Origin of the sequence: Verrucomicrobium sp. GAS474 (assembly GCF_900105685.1) — a bacterium.
GTDB lineage: Bacteria > Verrucomicrobiota > Verrucomicrobiia > Methylacidiphilales > GAS474 > GAS474.
The window spans coordinates 3,158,042-3,175,546 of sequence record NZ_LT629781.1 but is presented as its reverse complement, the minus strand read 5'-3'; the positions used below and the strand labels follow the sequence as shown (position 1 = coordinate 3,175,546).

Genomic DNA, 17,505 nt, shown 5'->3' with positions numbered 1-17,505 from the left:
TCAAGATCTTATGTCCGCGCCGAAGTTCTCAGGAGATTCCGACGTCCGCCGCGAGATCCAGACCATTCTGGGCTACTACGAGCTGTCGATGTGGGACGAGGCCCTGGCCGAGGCCGCCGAGGCCGAGGCGAAGATCGGTCCCCGGTTCGAGTTCGACGAGCTCCGCCTCGCCATCCTCCAGGAGGCGCGGCGGTGGGGGGAGATGCGCGTTGTCGGGGAGCGGTGCGCCCGCCGGGAACCGACCCGGCCCGCCTGGTTTATCGGCTGGGCCTACGCCCTACGGCGGGAGCAATCGATCACCGCGGCCCGGAAAGTCCTCGAGCTCGCCCTCTCCCTCCATCCGAAGGAGGCGCTGATTCCCTTCAATCTCGCCTGCTACGCTGCCCAGACCGACCGGCTCACCGAGGCGCAGGCATTCCTCGAACAGGCTGTGGCGCTCGATCCCCGCCTGAGGAAGCAGGCCGAAGCCGATCCCGACTTGGCCCCGTTGCGCGGCGAAAAAAAGCCGGCCAAAACGACGCCGAAGACGAAGGCGAAGGCCAAGGAGAAGCCGCCCGGAAAAGGCGCTCCGAAGGGACCGCCGGGGACGCCCCCGATTCACGAGACGCACGAGCCCGCGGAGGACTCCCCCCAGCGGAAGCAGGAGTCGGAGGAGACCTTCCTCGCCTCTTCCCTTTCCTCTCCGCTGTCGATCTCGAAGCCCGAAGGGCGGAAGAGCGAGGGAGTCTCCCCCCTGGCCGAGGCTCTTTACGCGGTGACGCGGAAGCTGATCGAGGGGGATTCAACGGCCCGGGCGCTCGCGCTCCACGCGCTGGTCGAGTCGAAGGCCGAGGCCCTCCTCGTGGCGATGCTGGCGCTGGAGGAGCCGGGCATCGCCCCGTTGGCGATGCGGGGGCTCTGGGAGTGCTGGCTCAACGAGGAGGGGGCCGCCGCCCGCACCGAGATCGAGCGCGGCATGACGCGCCTCGACAAGGCCGATTATCCCGGGGCCGAGGAGGTCTTCGCCCGTCTCATCTCCGCCTTCCCCGCCTGGGCCGAGCCGGTGAACAAGCTGGCGACGGTCTGTTATCTGGAAAAACGCTACGAGGAGAGCCTCGCGCTCTGCCGCCAGGTGGTGCGGATGAAGGTCGACCACTTCGGCGCGTGGCAGGGGATGTCCCTTTGCGCGATCCAGCTGTCCCAATGGGACGCGGCCCTCGACGCCGCCCGCCAGTCCCTCCGCCTCCAGCCCCAGAACGCCGCCCACCGGGAGCTGGTCCGCTCCCTGGAAAAGAAGGTCGGCGGGGACTCCGCCGACCCTTCGATCTAGAGCTCGGTTAGGCGACCGCCTCGACGACCGAGCGGGGCCTTTCGAGATTGGCGCGGACCTCTTCCGCCGAGACCTCGTTTTCCCAACGGCTGATCGCGACGGTGGCGACGCCGTTGCCGATCATGTTCGTGATCGCGCGGCACTCGCTCATGAAGCGGTCGATGCCGACGAGGATGGCGAGCGATTCGATCGGCACCGTGGGGACGACGGCGAGGGTCGCCGCCAGGGTGATGAACCCGGCCCCGGTCACGCCGCTGGCCCCCTTCGAGGAGAGCATCGAGACGCCGAGGAGGACGAAGATCTGCCACGCGTCGAGGTGGGTGTTGGTCGCCTGCGCCAGGAAGATCGTGGCGAGGGTCATGTAGATGTTCGTCCCGTCGAGGTTGAAGCTGTAGCCGAGGGGGATGACGAGGCCGACGGTCTGCTTCGTGCAGCCGAGGCCTTCCATCTTGTTGATCATGCCGGGAAGCGCCGTCTCCGAGGAGCTGGTGCCGAGGACGAGGAGGAGTTCCTCCTTGATGTAGGCGAGGAAGCGGAAGATCGAGAAGCCGCTGATCTTCGCGACGATCCCGAGGACGATGACAATGAAGGCGACGGAGGTGAGGTAGAACGTCGCGATCAGGAGGACGAGCTTGTTCAGGGAGCCGATGCCGTAGCTGCCGACGGTGAAGGCCATCGCGCCGAACGCGCCGATGGGGGCGATCCGGACGACGATCCGCATGATGCTGAAGATGACCGTGGCGACGGTGTCGACGGCCCGCAGGACGGGGAGGGCGGGCTCGCCGATCATCGAGAGGGAGACGCCGGTGAGGCTCGCGATCAGGAGGGTCTGGAGGAGGTTGCCGCTCGAGAAGGGGGCGAAGAACGACTCGGGGATCAGGTTCAGGAGGAAGTCGACGACGGTGAGGTTCTGCGACTGGTCGAGGTATTTGTGGGCGATCTTCGGGTCGAGCGTGGCGGGATCGATGTTGAAGCCGGTGCCGGGCTGGAAGAAGAGGACGACGGCGAGGCCGATGAGGAGGGCGAGGGTCGAGACGATCTCGAAGTAGACGAGGGTCTTCAGGCTGACGCGGCCGAACTTCCGCTTGTCGCTCGTCGAGGCGATGCCATGGACGATCGTGCAGAAGATGATCGGCGCGATGATCATCTTGATGAGCTTCACGAAGCCGTCGCCGAGGGGCTTCAGCTGCTTCCCGAGATCGGGATAGAGGTGGCCGACGAGGATGCCGAGGGCCACGGCGACGAGGACCTGGATGTAGAGGATCCGATACCACGGTTTCCGATGGGGCGATTCTTTCAAGACCTCTTTGGACGGCAGGGTGCTCATATTCTCGGTAAGATACCTTAAGTCCGCTTAAATTACAATTATAACGAACTGTCTAGGCAAAACTGCTCCCCCCTCGGCGGGGCGGCAGGGAAAACCCGAGGTCCGAAGCTTTACGCGGTGGCCGGGACCGGCGCGGCGGCCTGATTGATATCGGCCAGCAGGGTGACGAGGAAGAGGCTGCCCTCGCCCTCGCGGGTCTGGAGGAGGATATCGCCGCCCATCCGGCGGGCGAGGTCGCGGGCGATGCCGAGGCCGCTGCCATGGGGGCGGGCGTCGGTATCGGGGGCGGTGGCGGGGGGGAGGTCGAAGAGCTTCCCCTGGAGCGAGGCGGCGACGCCCGGGCCGGTGTCCTTCACGTGGAACCGGAGGAGGACCTTGCCGACCTCGTCGGTCTGGCCCATTTGGACGCTGACGGTGACCTTCCCCTTTTCGGTGAATTTCAACGCGTTGTTCACGAGGTTCGAGAGGATCTGGTGGAGGCGGAGCGGGTCGAGGCGGACCGAGACCGGGACCCCCTCGTCGACGGTGTGCTCCAGCATCAGCCCCTTGGCCTCGGCGGCGGGGCGGAAGAGGTCGCCCAGCTCGCTCGTGAAGGTGCGGAGGTCGATGGGGGCGGGGCTGAATTCGCTCTTGTCTTCCTGGTCCTTCGTCCGGTCGAAGAGGTCGGTGACGAGGTGGACGAGGCTTCCCGCCGCTTTCTCGACGAGGAGAAGGTTTTCCCGGACATCCTGCGGCAGGGTGCTCTGGAGGACGAGGCGGACGAGGCCGATGATCCCGGTGAGGGGCTTGCGGACTTCCTGGCTGACGTCCTCGACGTAGCTGTTCTTCGCGGCGTTGGCGCTCTCGGCGGCCTGCTTCGCCTGGAGGAGTTCGAGTTCCCGCTGGTGGCGGTGGGTGATCTCGGTGAGGGAGAGGAGGACGGCGGGGCGTCCGTCGAATTCGATCCCCCCCGCCGAGACGAGGGTCCAGATGAGGCGGCCCTTGCCGGTGAGGCAGGCGATCTCCTCGTCGCAGAGGGAACGATGGGACGAGACCCCGGCGACGATCCGGTCCCGGTCCTCCGCATAGGCGTAGAAATGGTGGGCCGCCGGGCCGCCGGGGTTCGCGGGGTTGGGAGTCGGAAGCTCGAGGAGCTCGAAGGCGCGCCGGTTGGCGAAGAGGATCTGGAGGCTCTTCGGTTCCGCGATGAGGATGGGGAAGGGGGCGGCCTCGACGAGGTCGCGGTATTGCTTCTCGCTGCGGCGGAGCTGCTGTTCCGTCCGGGAGCGGAGGAGGATTTCCCGGCGGAGCTTCTGGTTCAGTCGGAGGAGGGGGAAGAGCCAGAGGAGGGCCGCCATGGTGACGGCGCCGAAGACGGCGAGGATCCAGTAGATCTCGTGGAGGTCGAGGCCGCTCTTTTCCTTGTAGAGGAAGGCGTCGAGGTCGACGTGGTTGTCCATCATCCCGGTCTCGCGGTAGACCTCCTCGATTTCCTTCCAGCGGCCGGGGTTGATGTAGCCGATCTCGATCAGCTCCGGGTGCATCAGGCGGCGGGTCTCGATGGCCTCGAAGACGAGGCGGTCCTGGGTGTTCTGGCTCGGGTACTTCTTGAGGATGAGGTCGATGATCTCGTCGGGATGCTCCATCGCGTAGTTCCAGCCCTGGAGCGTCGCCTTGCGGAAGGCGCGGACCCGGTCGGGATGGTCGTGGAGTTCCTTCTCGGTCGTGAAGAGGGAATCCCCGTAGAAATCGACCCCGCCGGAGCGGGGGGTGAATTCCATCGACTCGTAGCCCTTCGAGCGGAGGAGATAGGCCTCGTCGGTCGAGTAGGCCGTCATCGCGGCGACCTTCCCGGAGATCAGGTCGTCGACATTGAAGGTGTGGGGGACGGTGTTCAGCTTAGAGGGATCGATCCCCTCGTTGTGGAAGTAGGCGAGGATGTCGGCCGACTGCTTCTCCATCATGATCGGCTTCCCGACCAGGTCGTGGATGTCCCGGATCGTGTCGCCGTGGAGGGCGAGGAGGACGAAGGGGGAGTGCTGGTAGATGACGGCGAGGACGACGACCGGGGCGCCCTTCGCCCGGGCGAGCATCAGGTCGGAGGTGCCGACGCCGTATTGGGACCGGCCATCGACGACTTCCTTGATGACGTCGGTGGCCGGAGTGGCCTCCTGAAGATCGACGTTGAGGCCGGCATCCTTGTAGTAGCCCTTTTCCTGGGCCGCGTAATAACCGGCGAACTGGAACTGGTGGGTCCACTTCAACTGGACCCGGATCGCATCGGGAGCGGGGGCGACGTCGGCCCTGGCCACGCCTGACGCGAGGAGGATGGCGGCCACCCCCCCCAGAACGCGCATCGACAGGCTGTGTAAGTGAAGACGCATGAATTCCCCTGGGTACTGGAATACATGAAAGCGCCGATTCGCCATTTACTAAGCGAATTTGGACGAAATGGGCAAAAAAGCGGACGAAACACCTGAAACCGCTCTCAGAGAAGAAGAAAGAGAGATTCGGGGGAAGCCCGTTCGGGCCGAATCCGATCCGATTGAGACCGGATCAGGCCGAGACCGTGGCCAAGGCCCGGGCTGCGGCGACGGGATCGGCGGCCTCGGTGATCGGGCGGCCGATGACGAGGTGGCTCGCCCCCAGGCGGAGGGCTTCCTCGGCCGAAAGGGTCCGCTTCTGGTCGCCGAGGCGGTCGGCGGTTCCCCGGATGCCGGGGGTGACGAGGACGATCTCCTTCCCGAGCCGTTCCCGGATCGGGGCGATCTCCAAAGGGGAGCAGACGAGGCCCTTCAGCCCCGCCTTTTGGGCCATCTCGGCCAGGAAGAGGACCTGCTCCCCAGGGGTCCGGGCCTGGCCGGTGGCCCGGAGGGAGGCCTCGTCCATGCTGGTGAGGACGGTGACGCCGAGGACGGTCGTCCCGGTGCCCTCGGCCCCCTTCAGGGCCGCCTCGATCATGGCGGGACCGCCCGAGGCGTGGATGGTGAGGAAGCGGACGTCGAGGGCGGCGGCGGCGCGGACGGCCTTGCGGACCGTCTCGGGGATGTCGTGGAACTTCAGGTCGAGGAAGACCTCGACGCCCTGCTCCCGGAGCTGCCGGATGAAAAGAGGGCCTTCCCGGGTGAAAAGTTGGCTGCCGACCTTGAAAAAGCGGAGATAATCCTTGATTTGCGCGACGAGACGGAGAGCCTGTTCGGCTTCGTCGAAATCGAGGGCAACGATGATGGGATCGGCGGGCATTTGGATTATTTTACCGGTTAAGGAAACGTCTGATGTTGAAAAAAATTGAAGTCTTTGCACCCGCAAAGATCAACCTCTATTTGAAAATTGTCGGCAAGCGGCCCGACGGTTTCCACGCGCTCGAAACCCTCATGGTGCCGATCACCGTCGGCGACCTCCTCACGGTCTCCCTCAAAGGGGAGGGGGATCCGTCGGTGACGATGACCTGCGACCGGGCCGACCTCCCCGCCGACCCGACGAACCTCGCCTGGCGGGCCGCCCGGCTCTTCATCGAACGGTTCGGGATCAAGGAAGGGGTCGACATCGCCCTGACGAAGCGGGTCCCCGTCGGGGCCGGTCTCGGCGGGGGGAGCAGCGACGGCGCCCACGTCCTCCTCGCCCTGAGGCAGCTGACGGGCGTCGCCGCCTCCGATGCCGATCTGGCCGAGATCGCCGCCCGGCTGGGGAGCGACGTCCCCTTCTTCATCTACCGCCGCCCCGCCCTCTGCACGGGCCGGGGGGAGATCATCGAGCCGGTCGCCGCCTGGAGCGGGGCCGACACCGAAGCCGTCCAGGGCCTCCTCGTCCATCCCGGCTTCGGCGTCCCGACGCCGTGGGCCTACCAGACCTACGCGCAGAACCCGCAGCCCGGCTCCCAGGGGCCGGAGTTCTCCTTCGGCGCGCTCCGGAACGACCTCGAGCCGCCCGTCTTCTCCAAATACCTCTGGCTCCCGACCGCCAAGGAATGGTTCACCCGCCAGCCCGGCGTCGTCGGCGCGATGATGAGCGGGAGCGGCAGCTCCGTCTTCGCCCTGCTGGGGAAGGGGGGCGATGCCGCCGCCCTGGCCGCCGCCTTCCGCAAGGAATTCGGGGAGAATCTCTTCGCCGAGCCTTTTAAGGTGTGGCGTCCTTAGTGGATGAATCGATCTTGTAGCCTTTTCCTTCTCATGAGATAAAAGAGCTCGATGGGGCTCCATTCGCTTCCCTTGCGGAGTCTCTGCGGACTCCTTCTACTGACGTCCTTTTTTCGGGCATCGGCTGGGGAGATTCTGCCCCGCTACGGCTGGGAGACTATGCCCGTGCCGCCGCAGCAGCAGGTGGTGTGGCAGCCTCGCGAAGCCGGTTTGTCTGAAGGTTTCGTTCACGACGTTGGCTTGTTGTTCGACCTCGGATTCCCCGATCCCCGGGGCTGCACCTATCGGGAAATGACGGTCGTCGTCGGCAGCAGCACGTGGGGTGACGGCGCGCTGATCCCGATCCATGGGTGGGCGATCCCTGCCGTGTCGGGACCGCCCCGTTTCGGCATCGGTTGGAATGGATTGGTCTATCCTCTGGTTTCCATCGGTCACGAGCTTGATTTGCGGGCCGATGTGGAAGCTGCGTTACGTGAAGATCGGGCTTGGCTCGACGCCGTGCGGATCACGAATGAACAGCGAGAGGAACGTCGCAAGCGGGAAGATGTGGCGCAGGGGAAGGAGCATGTTGTTTTTGATTTTCCCACCCGGCTGGATCATGCCGTTTCGGAAAGGGAAGGCGTGGCTCCGGGGGTTGCATTGGCGGAACCTGTGCCGGGACAGGGACCGAGGTTGACCGCGCTCCAGGCGATCTTTTTGCTGCGGCTGGGAGAAGGCGAGTTGGCGGGGCGGGTCGAGGAACAATGGAAATCAGGCTTCGGAAGCGGAGATGACTACGTTTATCTGGCCCGGGAATGGTGTTGGGCTCTTTTCGACCGTGCACTGGGTGCCCAACGCCGGGGGGATGATCGATTGGCGCTCGCCGATCTGCGGAGGTTGGATTCCCTCCTTCCTCGCGTCGAAGTGGAGGCGCAACGACACGAGGCCGTGATCGACAGTACGCGGGTGAAATGGAGCGACGCTCGGGTGATCTTTGGACAGGTGCCAGTACTGCTGGCGGATGAGGAAAGACGGGTCGCGGAACCCGCTTATGCTCTCGTCCCTTCTTTGTCGAAACGTTCTGCTATCCTATCGCTCCAGGCTCCCGTCATGCCGAAGGGCCAGGGCGATCCCGAGCGGATTCGGAACCTGATTCGCAATTTGGAATTGGTTTCGGCTACGCAGGACGGCCAGCCCGGGAATGTCAATCCAGCGGACGATCCGATCGTTCAGGCCTTGATCGGGGAGGGGGAGGACGCCGTCGGCCCTCTCCTCGATTGCCTCGAATTCGATACCCGGATGACCCGATCCGTCCGTTTTGGGCGGGATTTTTTCCGGGGCCGCACTGTTGTCTCTGTCTCCGAGGTGGCATATGTGGCTCTCGCCTCGATCTTGAACGCCGATTTCTTCCGCACCGGGGCGATCAATGACGGGCTCACCCAGCATGAAGACGAGGGGCGAAAGGCGATGGCGTCGCAAATTCGCGCCTACTGGAACGCTTATGGAAACGAGCCGATCCCCCAGCGCTGGTATCGGATCGTGGGGAATGAGCATGCCTCCGAGGCTCTTTGGCTGGAGGCGATGCGGCGCATCGTCGAGCCGATGAATGTAAGGGTCCGTTCCATGGGGGCGACGACGTTTACGAGCGTCCCTCCGGCAGACGGGCATCCGACCACGGAAATGAAAGGTGAGGCATTGCGTGAACTGAAGGATCCTTCGGTCTCCGATCTGCTGGTTCGCCGTCTCAAAGGGGAAGAGGCGCGGTTGAGAACCGTGCAGGAGGCGAATGCCTGGCGGGACGCTTTCCAGAAGGTGCTTTTTGTCGGAACGGCTTTGGCCCAGTGGGATGGGCGGGGGAGAAAGGCCGAATTGGAAGAGGCTTCCGCGCAAATCCTTGCGGGGTATGTGAAGCCACCTCCTTTTAGCGTAGGCTCCGCAGAGTGGCTAAGGCTCGAGCCAATCACTACGTTCCTGGAGTGGCGTTTGAGAACCGGAGGAGTCCCGGCGGCGAAGAGTGCCGTGGAATGGCTGAGTCTCATTACTGAAAATTGGAAAGGGGCTCCGGAACACGGGCAGTTTGGCGATCTCTGCGTTCTGGCGTGGAAGCATCCCGACGCTCCGGGCATGAGCGCTGCGGTCGATGCTTTGTTCGCCAAGGGCGGAGGAGGGGCGCTCTTTCTTGAAAAAACCGACTGGATTTATGATCACGATGCCTTCCTGACTTCCCCCATGCTCCGCTTCGCCGGGGTGCGTGCCGAGGTGGCGTCGATCCTGGAGAATAAAGCCATGGCTGGGGAGGGAGAAGTGGAGGCGGAAGGGGTGGCGGCCTACGTCGGCGGTGGTTCGTTCTCGAAGAGCGGCGCCACGCCCTTTCCGGTGAGACCGGCGGTGGGAACCCGTTTCCCCGTCCGTTATGGCGATCTGGAGGCGTGGTTCCTTTCGCAAATCCCCGGCATGCCTCTGTTTATCCTTGCCTGGCCGGAAAAGCGGCGGGATGAGGCGATCGCAGCTTACGAGGCGCTTCTTCGGGATCCCGGCTGGAAATTCGAGGAATATCAGGGGAAGGCCCGTGCGGTTCATGACTTGGGGGCTCATCGGTAGCGTTCGCTAAGTCAGGAGGTTGAGAAAGAGATCGTGGATGTATTTGACACCTACTTTTTCTTCTCTCTAGCCTCTCCAATGACCGCTCCTGTCTCCGCTCCCCTCCTCGAAACGCCCCTTGCGGCGGCGCACCGGAAGGCCGGGGCCCGGATGGTCGAGTTCGGCGGATGGTCGATGCCGGTTTTCTACACCAGCATCCTTGACGAGCATCAGGCCGTCCGCACCGGTGCCGGGCTCTTCGACATCTCCCACATGGGCGAATTCATGATCGAGGGCCCCGCCGCCGCGGCCTTCCTCAATTCCCTCCTGACGAACGATATCGAGCGTCTCCGCATCGGCGACGGCCAATACACCCTCATGCTCAACGGGCAGGGCGGTGTGATCGACGATCTGATCATCTACCGGGCCGACGAGGAGGCCTTCTTCCTCGTCGTCAACGCCTCGAAGATCGACGAGGACCGCGCCTGGATCGAATCCCGGCTCCCGGGCGAGGGCGTGGTCTTTGCGGACAAGAGCGCCTCCTATGCCGCCGTGGCCCTCCAGGGACCAAAGAGCGACGCTCTCCTGGCCGACCTCGGCTGGCCCCGCCCCCCGCGCAACGGGATCGTCCCGGCCCGTCTCCCGTTCCTCGCCTTCATCACCCGGACCGGCTATACCGGCGAAGACGGTTTCGAGATCTTCTGCGAAGCCGCTTCGGCCGAGGCGCTCTGGGACCGGCTGATCGCCGCCGGGGCGAAACCGGCGGGCCTCGGCTGCCGGGACACCCTCCGCCTGGAGTCGTGCTACCCGCTCAACGGCAACGACCTTTCCCCCGAGCGGACTCCCCTCGAGGCGGGCCTCGGGATCTTCGTCTCGCTGACGAAGGAGGCCGACTTCCCCGGCAAGGCGCGGCTCGTTGCGCAGAAGGCGGACGGGGTCGCCCAGCGGCTCGTCGCCCTCCGCCCCGTCGAGAAGTCGGCGCCGCCCCGCTCCCACTACAAGCTCTTTGCCGGGGAGAAGCTCGTCGGCGAGGTGACGAGCGGCGGCCTTTCCCCGACCCTCGGCCACGGCATCGCCCTGGCCTACGTCGAGGCCGAGTACGCGAAGCCCGGCCAGCGCCTCGACCTCGAGGTGCGCGAGCGCCGGTCCCCCGTCGAAGTCGTCCCGAAGCCCTTTTACAAGCGTTCCTAACCCATCCGATACCGACCCTAACTCCACTTTTATGAGCAGCAGCCACATCCCCGAAGGCCTCCTTTACGCCGAATCCCATGAATGGGTGAAACTCGACGGCGACATCGCCACGGTCGGCATCACCGACCACGCCCAGAGCGAACTCTCCGACGTCGTCTTCGTCGAGCTGCCGAAGGTCGGCAAGGTCGTCGCCGCGAAGTCGCCCGCCGCCGTCGTCGAATCGGTCAAGGCCGCCTCCGACATCTACGCCCCGCTCTCGGGCGAGGTCATCGAGGTGAACAAGGACCTCGAGGGCGAGCCCGTCCTCGTCAACACCGATCCCTACGGCAAGGCGTGGATCTTCAAGCTCCGCCTCTCCGACCCCTCCCAGACGGCGAAGCTGAACGACGCCGCCGGTTACGCCAAACTGATCGCCTCCTAGTCTTCCGACAGTGCCTCCGCTTCCGATGACCTCCCGCCCCCCCGCCTCCGCCCTTTCCTCCGCCAACGACGCCCTCGCCGGTCCCTCGGACTGGCTGGCCGCCCGCCACCTCGGCTCGAACGCCGACGAGGTCGCCGCGATGCTGAAGGTCACGGGCCATGCCTCGCTCGAGGCGCTGGTCGACGAGGCGGTCCCCGAGGCGATCCGGCTCCGCCGTCCGCTGGCGCTCCCCGCCGCCCTCGGCGAGCGGGAAGGGGTGGCCCGGCTCCGCTCCCTCTCGGAAAAGAACCAGCTCTTCCGCACCTACATCGGGACGGGCTACCACGATTGCATCGTCCCGCCGGTGATCCAGCGGAACGTCCTGGAGAACCCGGCGTGGTACACCTCCTATACGCCCTACCAGGCGGAGATCTCCCAGGGCCGCCTCGAGGCGCTGCTCAACTTCCAGACCCTCGTCTCCGACCTCACCGGGATGGAGGTCGCGAACGCCTCCCTCCTCGACGAGGCGACCGCCGCCGCCGAGGCGATGGCGATGGCCTTCCACCTGCGGAAGAACGACGGGGCCCGCCTCTTCGTCCTCTCCCACCTCGCCCATCCCCAGATCGTCGAGGTCGTCCAGACCCGCGCGAAGCCGCTCGGCATCGCCGTCCTCGTGACCGACGTCTTCAAGGACGCGGCGCTCATCGACGCCTCGGTCTTCGGCCTCCTCCTCCAGTATCCGGCGACCGACGGCTCCCTCCTTTCCTACGACGCCCCGATCGCGAAGGCGAAGGAGGCGGGCGCCCTCGTCGTCGTCGCCGCCGACCTCCTCGCCTTGACGGTGCTCCGGCCCCCCGGCGAGTTCGGGGCCGACATCGTCCTCGGCAATTCCCAACGCTTCGGCGTCCCCCTCGGCTACGGCGGGCCCCACGCCGCCTTCTTCGCCACGAAGGACGAGTACAAGCGTTCCATGCCGGGCCGCCTCATCGGCGTCTCGAAGGACGCGCAGGGGAACCACGCCCTCCGCCTCTCCCTCCAGACCCGGGAACAGCACATCCGCCGCGAGAAGGCGACGAGCAACATCTGCACCGCCCAGGCGCTGCTGGCGAACATGGCTTCCTTCTACGCCGTCTGGCACGGCCCCGAGGGGCTCCGCCGGATCGCGGCCCGCGTCCATCTGTTGGCGAAGGCGCTCGCCGAAGGGCTCCGCCGCGCCGGGTACGCCCTCGGCGAGGCCCCGTTCTTCGACACCCTCCACGTCTTCCCCGCCGCCGGGGAGACCGTCGACGGCCTCATGGCCCGCGCCGTCGCCGCCGGGATCAATCTCCGCACCCTCGACGCGGGGCTGCCGACCCGTTCCCTGGCCATCTCCCTCAACGAGACGACGACCCCCGCCGACATCGACGCCCTGCTCGCCCTCTTCTCCCCTAAGACGCCGCTGACCTTCGATGCGTTGAAGGAGAGCCCGGGCCTCGACGCCGCGTTCCCCGCCGCCTTCGCGCGGCAGGGGGCGATCCTCACCCATCCCGTCTTCAACCGGCACCATACCGAGACCGAGTTCCTCCGCTACGTCCGCCACCTGGAGCTGAAGGACATCTCCCTGGCCACGTCGATGATCCCCCTCGGGTCGTGCACGATGAAGCTCAACGCGACGAGCGAGATGCTCGCCGTCACCTTCCCCGGCTTCTCGAAGCTCCATCCCTTCGTCCCCGTCGAGCAGGCGCAGGGCTATGCGGAGCTCTTCGCCGAGCTCGAAGGGTGGCTCGCCGAGATCACCGGCTTCGCCGCCGTCTCCCTCCAGCCGAACGCCGGTTCCCAGGGCGAATACGCCGGGCTCCTGGCGATCCGCGACTACCATCTCTCCAAGGGCGAGGGGAACCGCCACGTCTGCATCATCCCGACCTCGGCCCACGGCACCAATCCGGCGAGCGCCGCGATGGCCGGCTTCAAGGTCGTCGCCGTCGCCTGCGACGCCGAGGGGAACATCGACATCGCCGACCTCCGGGCGAAGGCCGAGGCCCACAAGGCCGACCTCGCCGCGCTCATGGTCACCTATCCCTCGACCTTCGGGGTCTTCGAGGAAGGGATCGTCGAGATTTGCCGCATCGTCCACGCGGCGGGCGGGCAGGTCTACATGGACGGCGCGAACATGAACGCCCAGGTCGGCCTCTGCCGCCCCGGCGACATCGGGGCCGACGTCTGCCACCTCAATCTCCACAAAACCTTCGCCATCCCGCACGGCGGCGGCGGTCCCGGCGTCGGCCCCATCGGCGTCGCCGCCCACCTGAAGCCGTTCCTTCCCTCCCACTCGGTGATCGGGAACGGGACCTCGGGGAAGTCGGGCGCGGTCTCCTCGGCCCCGTGGGGGAGCGCCTCGATCCTCCCGATCTCGTGGGCCTACATCGCGATGCTCGGCGGCTCCGGCGTCACCGAGGCGACGAAGCTCGCGATCCTGAACGCGAACTACATCGCCCGCCGCCTGGAGAATCATTTCCCCGTCCTCTTCCGGGGCCACGGGAACCTCGTCGCTCACGAGTGCATCATCGACCTGCGCGGCTGGAAGAAGGCCGGGATCGAGGTCGAGGACGTCGCGAAGCGGCTCATCGACTACGGCTTCCACGCCCCGACGATGTCGTGGCCCGTCCCCGGCACGCTGATGATCGAGCCGACCGAGAGCGAGTCGAAGGAGGAGCTCGACCGCTTCTGCGACGCGATGCTCTCGATCCACGGCGAGATCGAGGCCGTCGCCTCGGGCCAGGCCGACCCGAAGGACAACGTCCTGAAGAACGCCCCCCACACCGCCGTCGTCGTCTGCGGCGACGCGTGGGACCGGCCTTACACCCGGGAGCAGGCCGCCTTTCCGCTGCCGTGGCTGCGGACCCATAAAGTCTGGTCTCCCGTCGGCCGGGTCGATAACGTTTACGGAGACCGGAACCTCATCTGCTCCTGCCTCCCGGTCGATGCCTACGTTTAGACTTTTATGAACCACCTCCGCCGCATCGACGCGGAAATCCTGGCGAAGGCCGGGCGTTCCGATGCGGCGGAGATTTTCGCGGCGCGGGGGTTGCCGCTTCCCGATCCCTCCCCGAAGGAGGGGAGGGGACTCCCGATCCCGGAGCAGACCTACCGCCGCCGCCTTTCCCAATACGGGGCGGCGGTCTCCCCGGTTGAGGGGCAGATCTCGTTCCTCGGGGCCGGATTCGGCTCCTGCTTCGTTCCCTCTTCCCTCGCCGGGGCGATGGAGACGGCCTCCCTCGCCGCCCGCCGGAATCCCGACGCCTGGGGGGAACGGCTGGCCCGCCACCTCGCCGCGTTGACGGGGATGGCCGCCGTCCTTCCCGCGGTGCTGACGGCCCGGGATGCCGCCTCGACCCTCGTCCACCTCATCGCCGAGGCGCGGCCCGGGTGCCGGGAAATCCTCCTCGCCGGGACCCTCCCGCTCACCTTCGACAAGCCGCTCCGGCGGCAGCTTGACCGCTTCGGCTTCCGCTGCCGCACTCTCGGCTGGGAAGACGGCGTCGTCTCGGCCTCGGAACTCCTCGCCCATTTCTCCGCCCCGCCGACGGCGGCGTCGACGTCGAACGGGATCGCCGCCGTCCTCGTCGCCTCGCCGAACGCCCTCGGCTGCCTTGAGCCGATGAGCGAGATCGGCCAGATCGTCCACCACCGGGGGGCCCTCTTCATCCCCCTGGTCGACCCCCTCAGCCTCGCCCTCCTGCGGACACCGGGCGAGGTCGCGGCCAATTTCTGTTGCGGTTCCCTGCATTCCGTCGGCCTCTCCCGGCGCGGGGTGGGGGATGGCTGGTTCGTTGCGGCGGGGGAATACCAGAAGGCCTACCTCGACCGTTCCGAAATGGATCGCCACCTTGGTGGGGGCTTCCCCGCCCGCTCCGGGGGACAGGCGGGCGAGGCGGCGGCCTTTCTCGAAGGACTCGGCGGGGAAGGGCTGGCGACGCTGGCCGGGCTCCGGCTCCAGTACGCCCGCTTCCTGCACTCGGCCCTTTCGCAGATCACCGGTTTCCACCCCGCCTTCCCGGCGAAGGTCCCTTTCTTCAACGAATTCGTCTTCCAGACGCCGCTCCCTGCCGAGGAGATCGTCGCCGAGTTGGAAGAGCAAGGGATTTGCGCCGGGCTCCCCGTCCGGCTTCCAAGTGCCACACAGGCGATACCGGAGAGCAAGCCGAGCGGCCTCCTCGTCTCGGTCACCGAGCGGCGGACGTTGCGTGAGATGGAATACTTCCTCAAAGCCCTCAAGCAACTCCGGGACCGCAACGCCGGTCGGATTCTGGGGGCCGATCTATGACTCGGGCCTCCTCCCTCGCCGCCTTTTTCTCCGACACCCCCTTTCAACCGCCCTTCGGCGGCGGGGAGCTGGCCGAGGGGATGCTCTCCTCCGACTACCGCCGGGTCCGTCCGCTCGCCTTTCCCGAGGGAGACGCGGCCCGGGGGGAGGGCTCGGTCCCGCTCTCGGCGGCGGTCTCCTCCTCGCCCTTTCGCCAGATCCTCCTCGATCCCGCCGTCGCGCCGCTGCTCCGGCTCCATCCCTTCCAATCGGCGCAGGGAAGGGAAGGGGAACGGGAGTGGCTCTTCTCTGTGCGGGAATGGCTGCGGGAGCGGCTTTCCTACGGTTCCCTCGGTTCGCCCACGGCTTCCTACGACGGCGTCCTCGACCAGGCCGAGGCGCTCCTCCGCGCCTGGACGCGGGAAAAGTACCTGATCGAGGCCGAGGGAATCGTCCTAGTGGCGACCGAGGCGGAGATCGCCGCCCGCACTGTCCCGCCCGACGCGGTTCCCCTGCGGAACCCGCTCGCGTTCTCCCCGGCCCGCCTTTACCTCCTGACCCCGGCGGCCATCGAGGCGGAGTTGCTCGCCGGAGGCGCGCGGGCCGTGGGGGAGATCGTCGAGTCGGCCCATCACGTCGGCTCCCTCGCCGGGGTCGGCCCGGTCGACATCCGTTCGATCGGGGCGGGGTTGAATCCGGCCCGGCTCGGCTTCGACCTCGCCTTCTTCGATTTCTCCTTCTTCCTGGAGGGCGATGGCGAATGGTATCTCCCCGCCTTCGACCGGAGTTTCTCCGCGTGGCTCCGCCCCGATGCCGACGAGGAGTGGACCAATCGCCCCGACCTGCTGCTGCGGATCGACGCCGGGCTGCGGCTGATGGGAGAGGCGGGCCTCGCCGCCGCAGCGACGGCAGCGGCGATCCGGGCCGATTACGCTCGCCGCCTGCTCGCCCAGGCAGGGTCGAAGGCGTCGGGGGCTGGTTCCCTGCTGGAGATCGGAATGCCGGGCCGGGGGCCGCTCCGTTTTTCGGGATTGGAAACGTCCGGGGAAATCGAGAGCATGGTGAAGGAAATCATCGATGAAGAAGGTCAAAGAAGTTAGGGCGGAGTCGGTCGAGCAAGTCACCCCGCGCCTGCTCTTCTGGAGCGCCTACGATCCGGCGTGCAAGGCGGTCCTCTGCGCGAAGGCGTGGCTGGGGGAGAAGGGCTGGCTCTTCATCGACCCGATCGAGGCCGACGGGGAGGAACTCGAAGCCGCGCTGGGCGGCCACCCCACCTTCGCTGTCGTGTTGACGAACGGGAACCATGCCCGTGCCGCCGAAGGCTTCCGCCGCCGCTTCGGCATTCCCATCCACGCCCATGCCGACGCGGTCGAGGAACTCGGTATCGTCGTCGACCATCCCTTCGCCGGGGAGGAAGCGGTCGGGGGCCTCCTCGCGATCCCGATTCCCGGAGGCGGGGCGGGGGAGACGGCCTTTCATGCGCCCGACGACGGGGGAGTCCTCTTCCTCGGCGACGCCGTCATCAACCTGGAGGAAACGGGCCTCGCCCTCCTGCCGAAAAAGTACTGCCTCAACGAGAAGGCGAGCCGTGCCTCGCTAAAACAATTGCTCCGTCTCGATTTCTCCCTTATCACCTTTGCCCATGGCACTCCTCTCCGGATTCAGGCAAAAGAGCGGCTTCGGCTTCTCCTCAATGAGTAAGCGCGGCGTTCGTTTCCTGGCGGCGGGCTGGCTGGCGCTCGCCCTGGGCGGCATGGCAATCGAGGCTCAGGCCCAGGCACAGAATCAGGCCGCGCCGCCGCAGACCGAGTTGCAGGTCCCCTCGGCCGGGCCGATGAAGTCGACCGACCTCGGGCCGGCGATCCCCCAGACGGCCCCCTCGAACGTCAACGTCCAGCCCCGCAGCCCCTATTCCGCCACCCGCCCGCCGAATCCCGTCCCGCCCCCGCCCGAAATCGCCGCATCGCTCGACACCTTCTTCAAGGGGCTGATGCGGAGCGACGTGAAGAAGAGCTTCGGTCTCCTCCTCCAGGGCAGCCGCCTCGCCGCCCAGGAAGACAGCGTCAATTACTACGTCGACAAGATCCAGCAGGCCCTCACGCTCTACGGCAAGGTGAGCGATTACGAGGTCTACGACACCCGCATCATCGGCGCCCACCTGGTCGCGACGACCTACATCAGCTCCCTCGCGATCAACCCGCTGAAGTGGCGCTTCGTCTATTACCGGGCCGGGAACGACAAGGGCTGGGTGCTGATCAAGCTCAGCATCAGCGACTCGATCGACGATCTGGTCGAATAAAGAGGGAGGGAATGGGGGGCATA

The 17,505-nt window shown here is 66.4% G+C and carries 13 protein-coding genes; 10 read left to right on the top strand and 3 right to left on the bottom strand.

The window, feature by feature from the left end:
* Window positions 1–10: 10 nt before the first annotated feature.
* Window positions 11–1,309 (top strand): tetratricopeptide repeat protein, encoded by a 1,299-nt coding sequence (locus BLU04_RS13340; protein WP_093287018.1) that lies wholly within the window; start codon window positions 11–13, stop codon window positions 1,307–1,309.
* 7 nt (window positions 1,310–1,316) lie between these two features.
* Here BLU04_RS13340 and BLU04_RS13335 read toward each other — a convergent pair whose 3' ends face one another.
* The 3 genes from BLU04_RS13335 to pyrF all read right to left on the bottom strand — a co-directional run bounded on the left by BLU04_RS13335 (window position 1,317) and on the right by pyrF (window position 5,858).
* Window positions 1,317–2,636: a dicarboxylate/amino acid:cation symporter gene (locus BLU04_RS13335; protein ID WP_093287015.1), complete on the bottom strand. Its 1,320-nt coding sequence runs from the start codon at window positions 2,634–2,636 to the stop codon at window positions 1,317–1,319.
* Between the two features lie 110 nt (window positions 2,637–2,746).
* Window positions 2,747–4,999 (bottom strand): ABC transporter substrate-binding protein, encoded by a 2,253-nt coding sequence (locus BLU04_RS13330; protein WP_162274687.1) that lies wholly within the window; start codon window positions 4,997–4,999, stop codon window positions 2,747–2,749.
* A gap of 172 nt (window positions 5,000–5,171) precedes the next feature.
* Window positions 5,172–5,858 (bottom strand): orotidine-5'-phosphate decarboxylase, encoded by a 687-nt coding sequence (gene pyrF, locus BLU04_RS13325; protein ID WP_093287010.1) that lies wholly within the window; start codon window positions 5,856–5,858, stop codon window positions 5,172–5,174.
* A 32-nt stretch (window positions 5,859–5,890) separates the two neighbouring features.
* On the opposite strand from pyrF, the gene ispE reads away from it, so the two are divergent.
* The 9 genes from ispE (at window position 5,891) to BLU04_RS13280 (ending at window position 17,482) form a co-directional block, all read left to right on the top strand.
* On the top strand, window positions 5,891–6,751 hold the full coding sequence (gene ispE, locus BLU04_RS13320; RefSeq protein ID WP_093287008.1) for a 4-(cytidine 5'-diphospho)-2-C-methyl-D-erythritol kinase: 861 nt from the start codon (window positions 5,891–5,893) through the stop codon (window positions 6,749–6,751).
* A 159-nt stretch (window positions 6,752–6,910) separates the two neighbouring features.
* Window positions 6,911–9,331: a hypothetical protein gene (locus BLU04_RS13315; RefSeq protein WP_157895350.1), complete on the top strand. Its 2,421-nt coding sequence runs from the start codon at window positions 6,911–6,913 to the stop codon at window positions 9,329–9,331.
* A gap of 78 nt (window positions 9,332–9,409) precedes the next feature.
* Window positions 9,410–10,501 (top strand): glycine cleavage system aminomethyltransferase GcvT, encoded by a 1,092-nt coding sequence (gene gcvT / locus BLU04_RS13310; protein ID WP_093287003.1) that lies wholly within the window; start codon window positions 9,410–9,412, stop codon window positions 10,499–10,501.
* Window positions 10,502–10,532: 31 nt separating this feature from the next.
* Window positions 10,533–10,922 (top strand): glycine cleavage system protein GcvH, encoded by a 390-nt coding sequence (gene gcvH / locus BLU04_RS13305; RefSeq protein ID WP_093287000.1) that lies wholly within the window; start codon window positions 10,533–10,535, stop codon window positions 10,920–10,922.
* A gap of 25 nt (window positions 10,923–10,947) precedes the next feature.
* Complete coding sequence (gcvP, locus tag BLU04_RS13300) at window positions 10,948–13,875, top strand: aminomethyl-transferring glycine dehydrogenase (protein ID WP_093286998.1); 2,928 nt, start codon at window positions 10,948–10,950, stop codon at window positions 13,873–13,875.
* A 6-nt stretch (window positions 13,876–13,881) separates the two neighbouring features.
* Window positions 13,882–15,204: a hypothetical protein gene (locus BLU04_RS13295; protein WP_093286995.1), complete on the top strand. Its 1,323-nt coding sequence runs from the start codon at window positions 13,882–13,884 to the stop codon at window positions 15,202–15,204.
* Entirely contained in the window at window positions 15,201–16,283 is a 1,083-nt protein-coding gene (locus BLU04_RS13290) for a hypothetical protein (RefSeq protein ID WP_093286992.1), read from the top strand. The genes BLU04_RS13295 and BLU04_RS13290 overlap by 4 nt, the downstream gene beginning before the upstream one ends.
* On the top strand, window positions 16,261–16,884 hold the full coding sequence (locus BLU04_RS13285; protein ID WP_093286989.1) for a hypothetical protein: 624 nt from the start codon (window positions 16,261–16,263) through the stop codon (window positions 16,882–16,884). The genes BLU04_RS13290 and BLU04_RS13285 overlap by 23 nt, the downstream gene beginning before the upstream one ends.
* Complete coding sequence (locus tag BLU04_RS13280; protein WP_093286987.1) at window positions 16,877–17,482, top strand: hypothetical protein; 606 nt, start codon at window positions 16,877–16,879, stop codon at window positions 17,480–17,482. Before BLU04_RS13285 ends, BLU04_RS13280 begins: the two co-directional genes overlap by 8 nt.
* The last annotated feature ends 23 nt before the right edge of the window (window positions 17,483–17,505 follow it).

Bases quoted from the DNA above. Each gene is read 5' to 3' on its own strand.
- BLU04_RS13285 (WP_093286989.1), top strand. From the start codon at position 16,261: ATGAAGAAGGTCAAAGAAGTTAGGGCGGAGTCGGTCGAGCAAGTCACC.
- gcvP (WP_093286998.1), top strand. From the start codon at position 10,948: ATGACCTCCCGCCCCCCCGCCTCCGCCCTTTCCTCCGCCAACGACGCC.
- BLU04_RS13330 (WP_162274687.1), bottom strand. From the start codon at position 4,999: ATGCGTCTTCACTTACACAGCCTGTCGATGCGCGTTCTGGGGGGGGTG.
- pyrF (WP_093287010.1), bottom strand. From the start codon at position 5,858: ATGCCCGCCGATCCCATCATCGTTGCCCTCGATTTCGACGAAGCCGAA.
- gcvH (WP_093287000.1), top strand. From the start codon at position 10,533: ATGAGCAGCAGCCACATCCCCGAAGGCCTCCTTTACGCCGAATCCCAT.
- BLU04_RS13290 (WP_093286992.1), top strand. From the start codon at position 15,201: ATGACTCGGGCCTCCTCCCTCGCCGCCTTTTTCTCCGACACCCCCTTT.
- gcvT (WP_093287003.1), top strand. From the start codon at position 9,410: ATGACCGCTCCTGTCTCCGCTCCCCTCCTCGAAACGCCCCTTGCGGCG.
- BLU04_RS13335 (WP_093287015.1), bottom strand. From the start codon at position 2,636: ATGAGCACCCTGCCGTCCAAAGAGGTCTTGAAAGAATCGCCCCATCGG.
- ispE (WP_093287008.1), top strand. From the start codon at position 5,891: ATGTTGAAAAAAATTGAAGTCTTTGCACCCGCAAAGATCAACCTCTAT.
- BLU04_RS13280 (WP_093286987.1), top strand. From the start codon at position 16,877: ATGAGTAAGCGCGGCGTTCGTTTCCTGGCGGCGGGCTGGCTGGCGCTC.
- BLU04_RS13340 (WP_093287018.1), top strand. From the start codon at position 11: ATGTCCGCGCCGAAGTTCTCAGGAGATTCCGACGTCCGCCGCGAGATC.
- BLU04_RS13315 (WP_157895350.1), top strand. From the start codon at position 6,911: ATGCCCGTGCCGCCGCAGCAGCAGGTGGTGTGGCAGCCTCGCGAAGCC.
- BLU04_RS13295 (WP_093286995.1), top strand. From the start codon at position 13,882: ATGAACCACCTCCGCCGCATCGACGCGGAAATCCTGGCGAAGGCCGGG.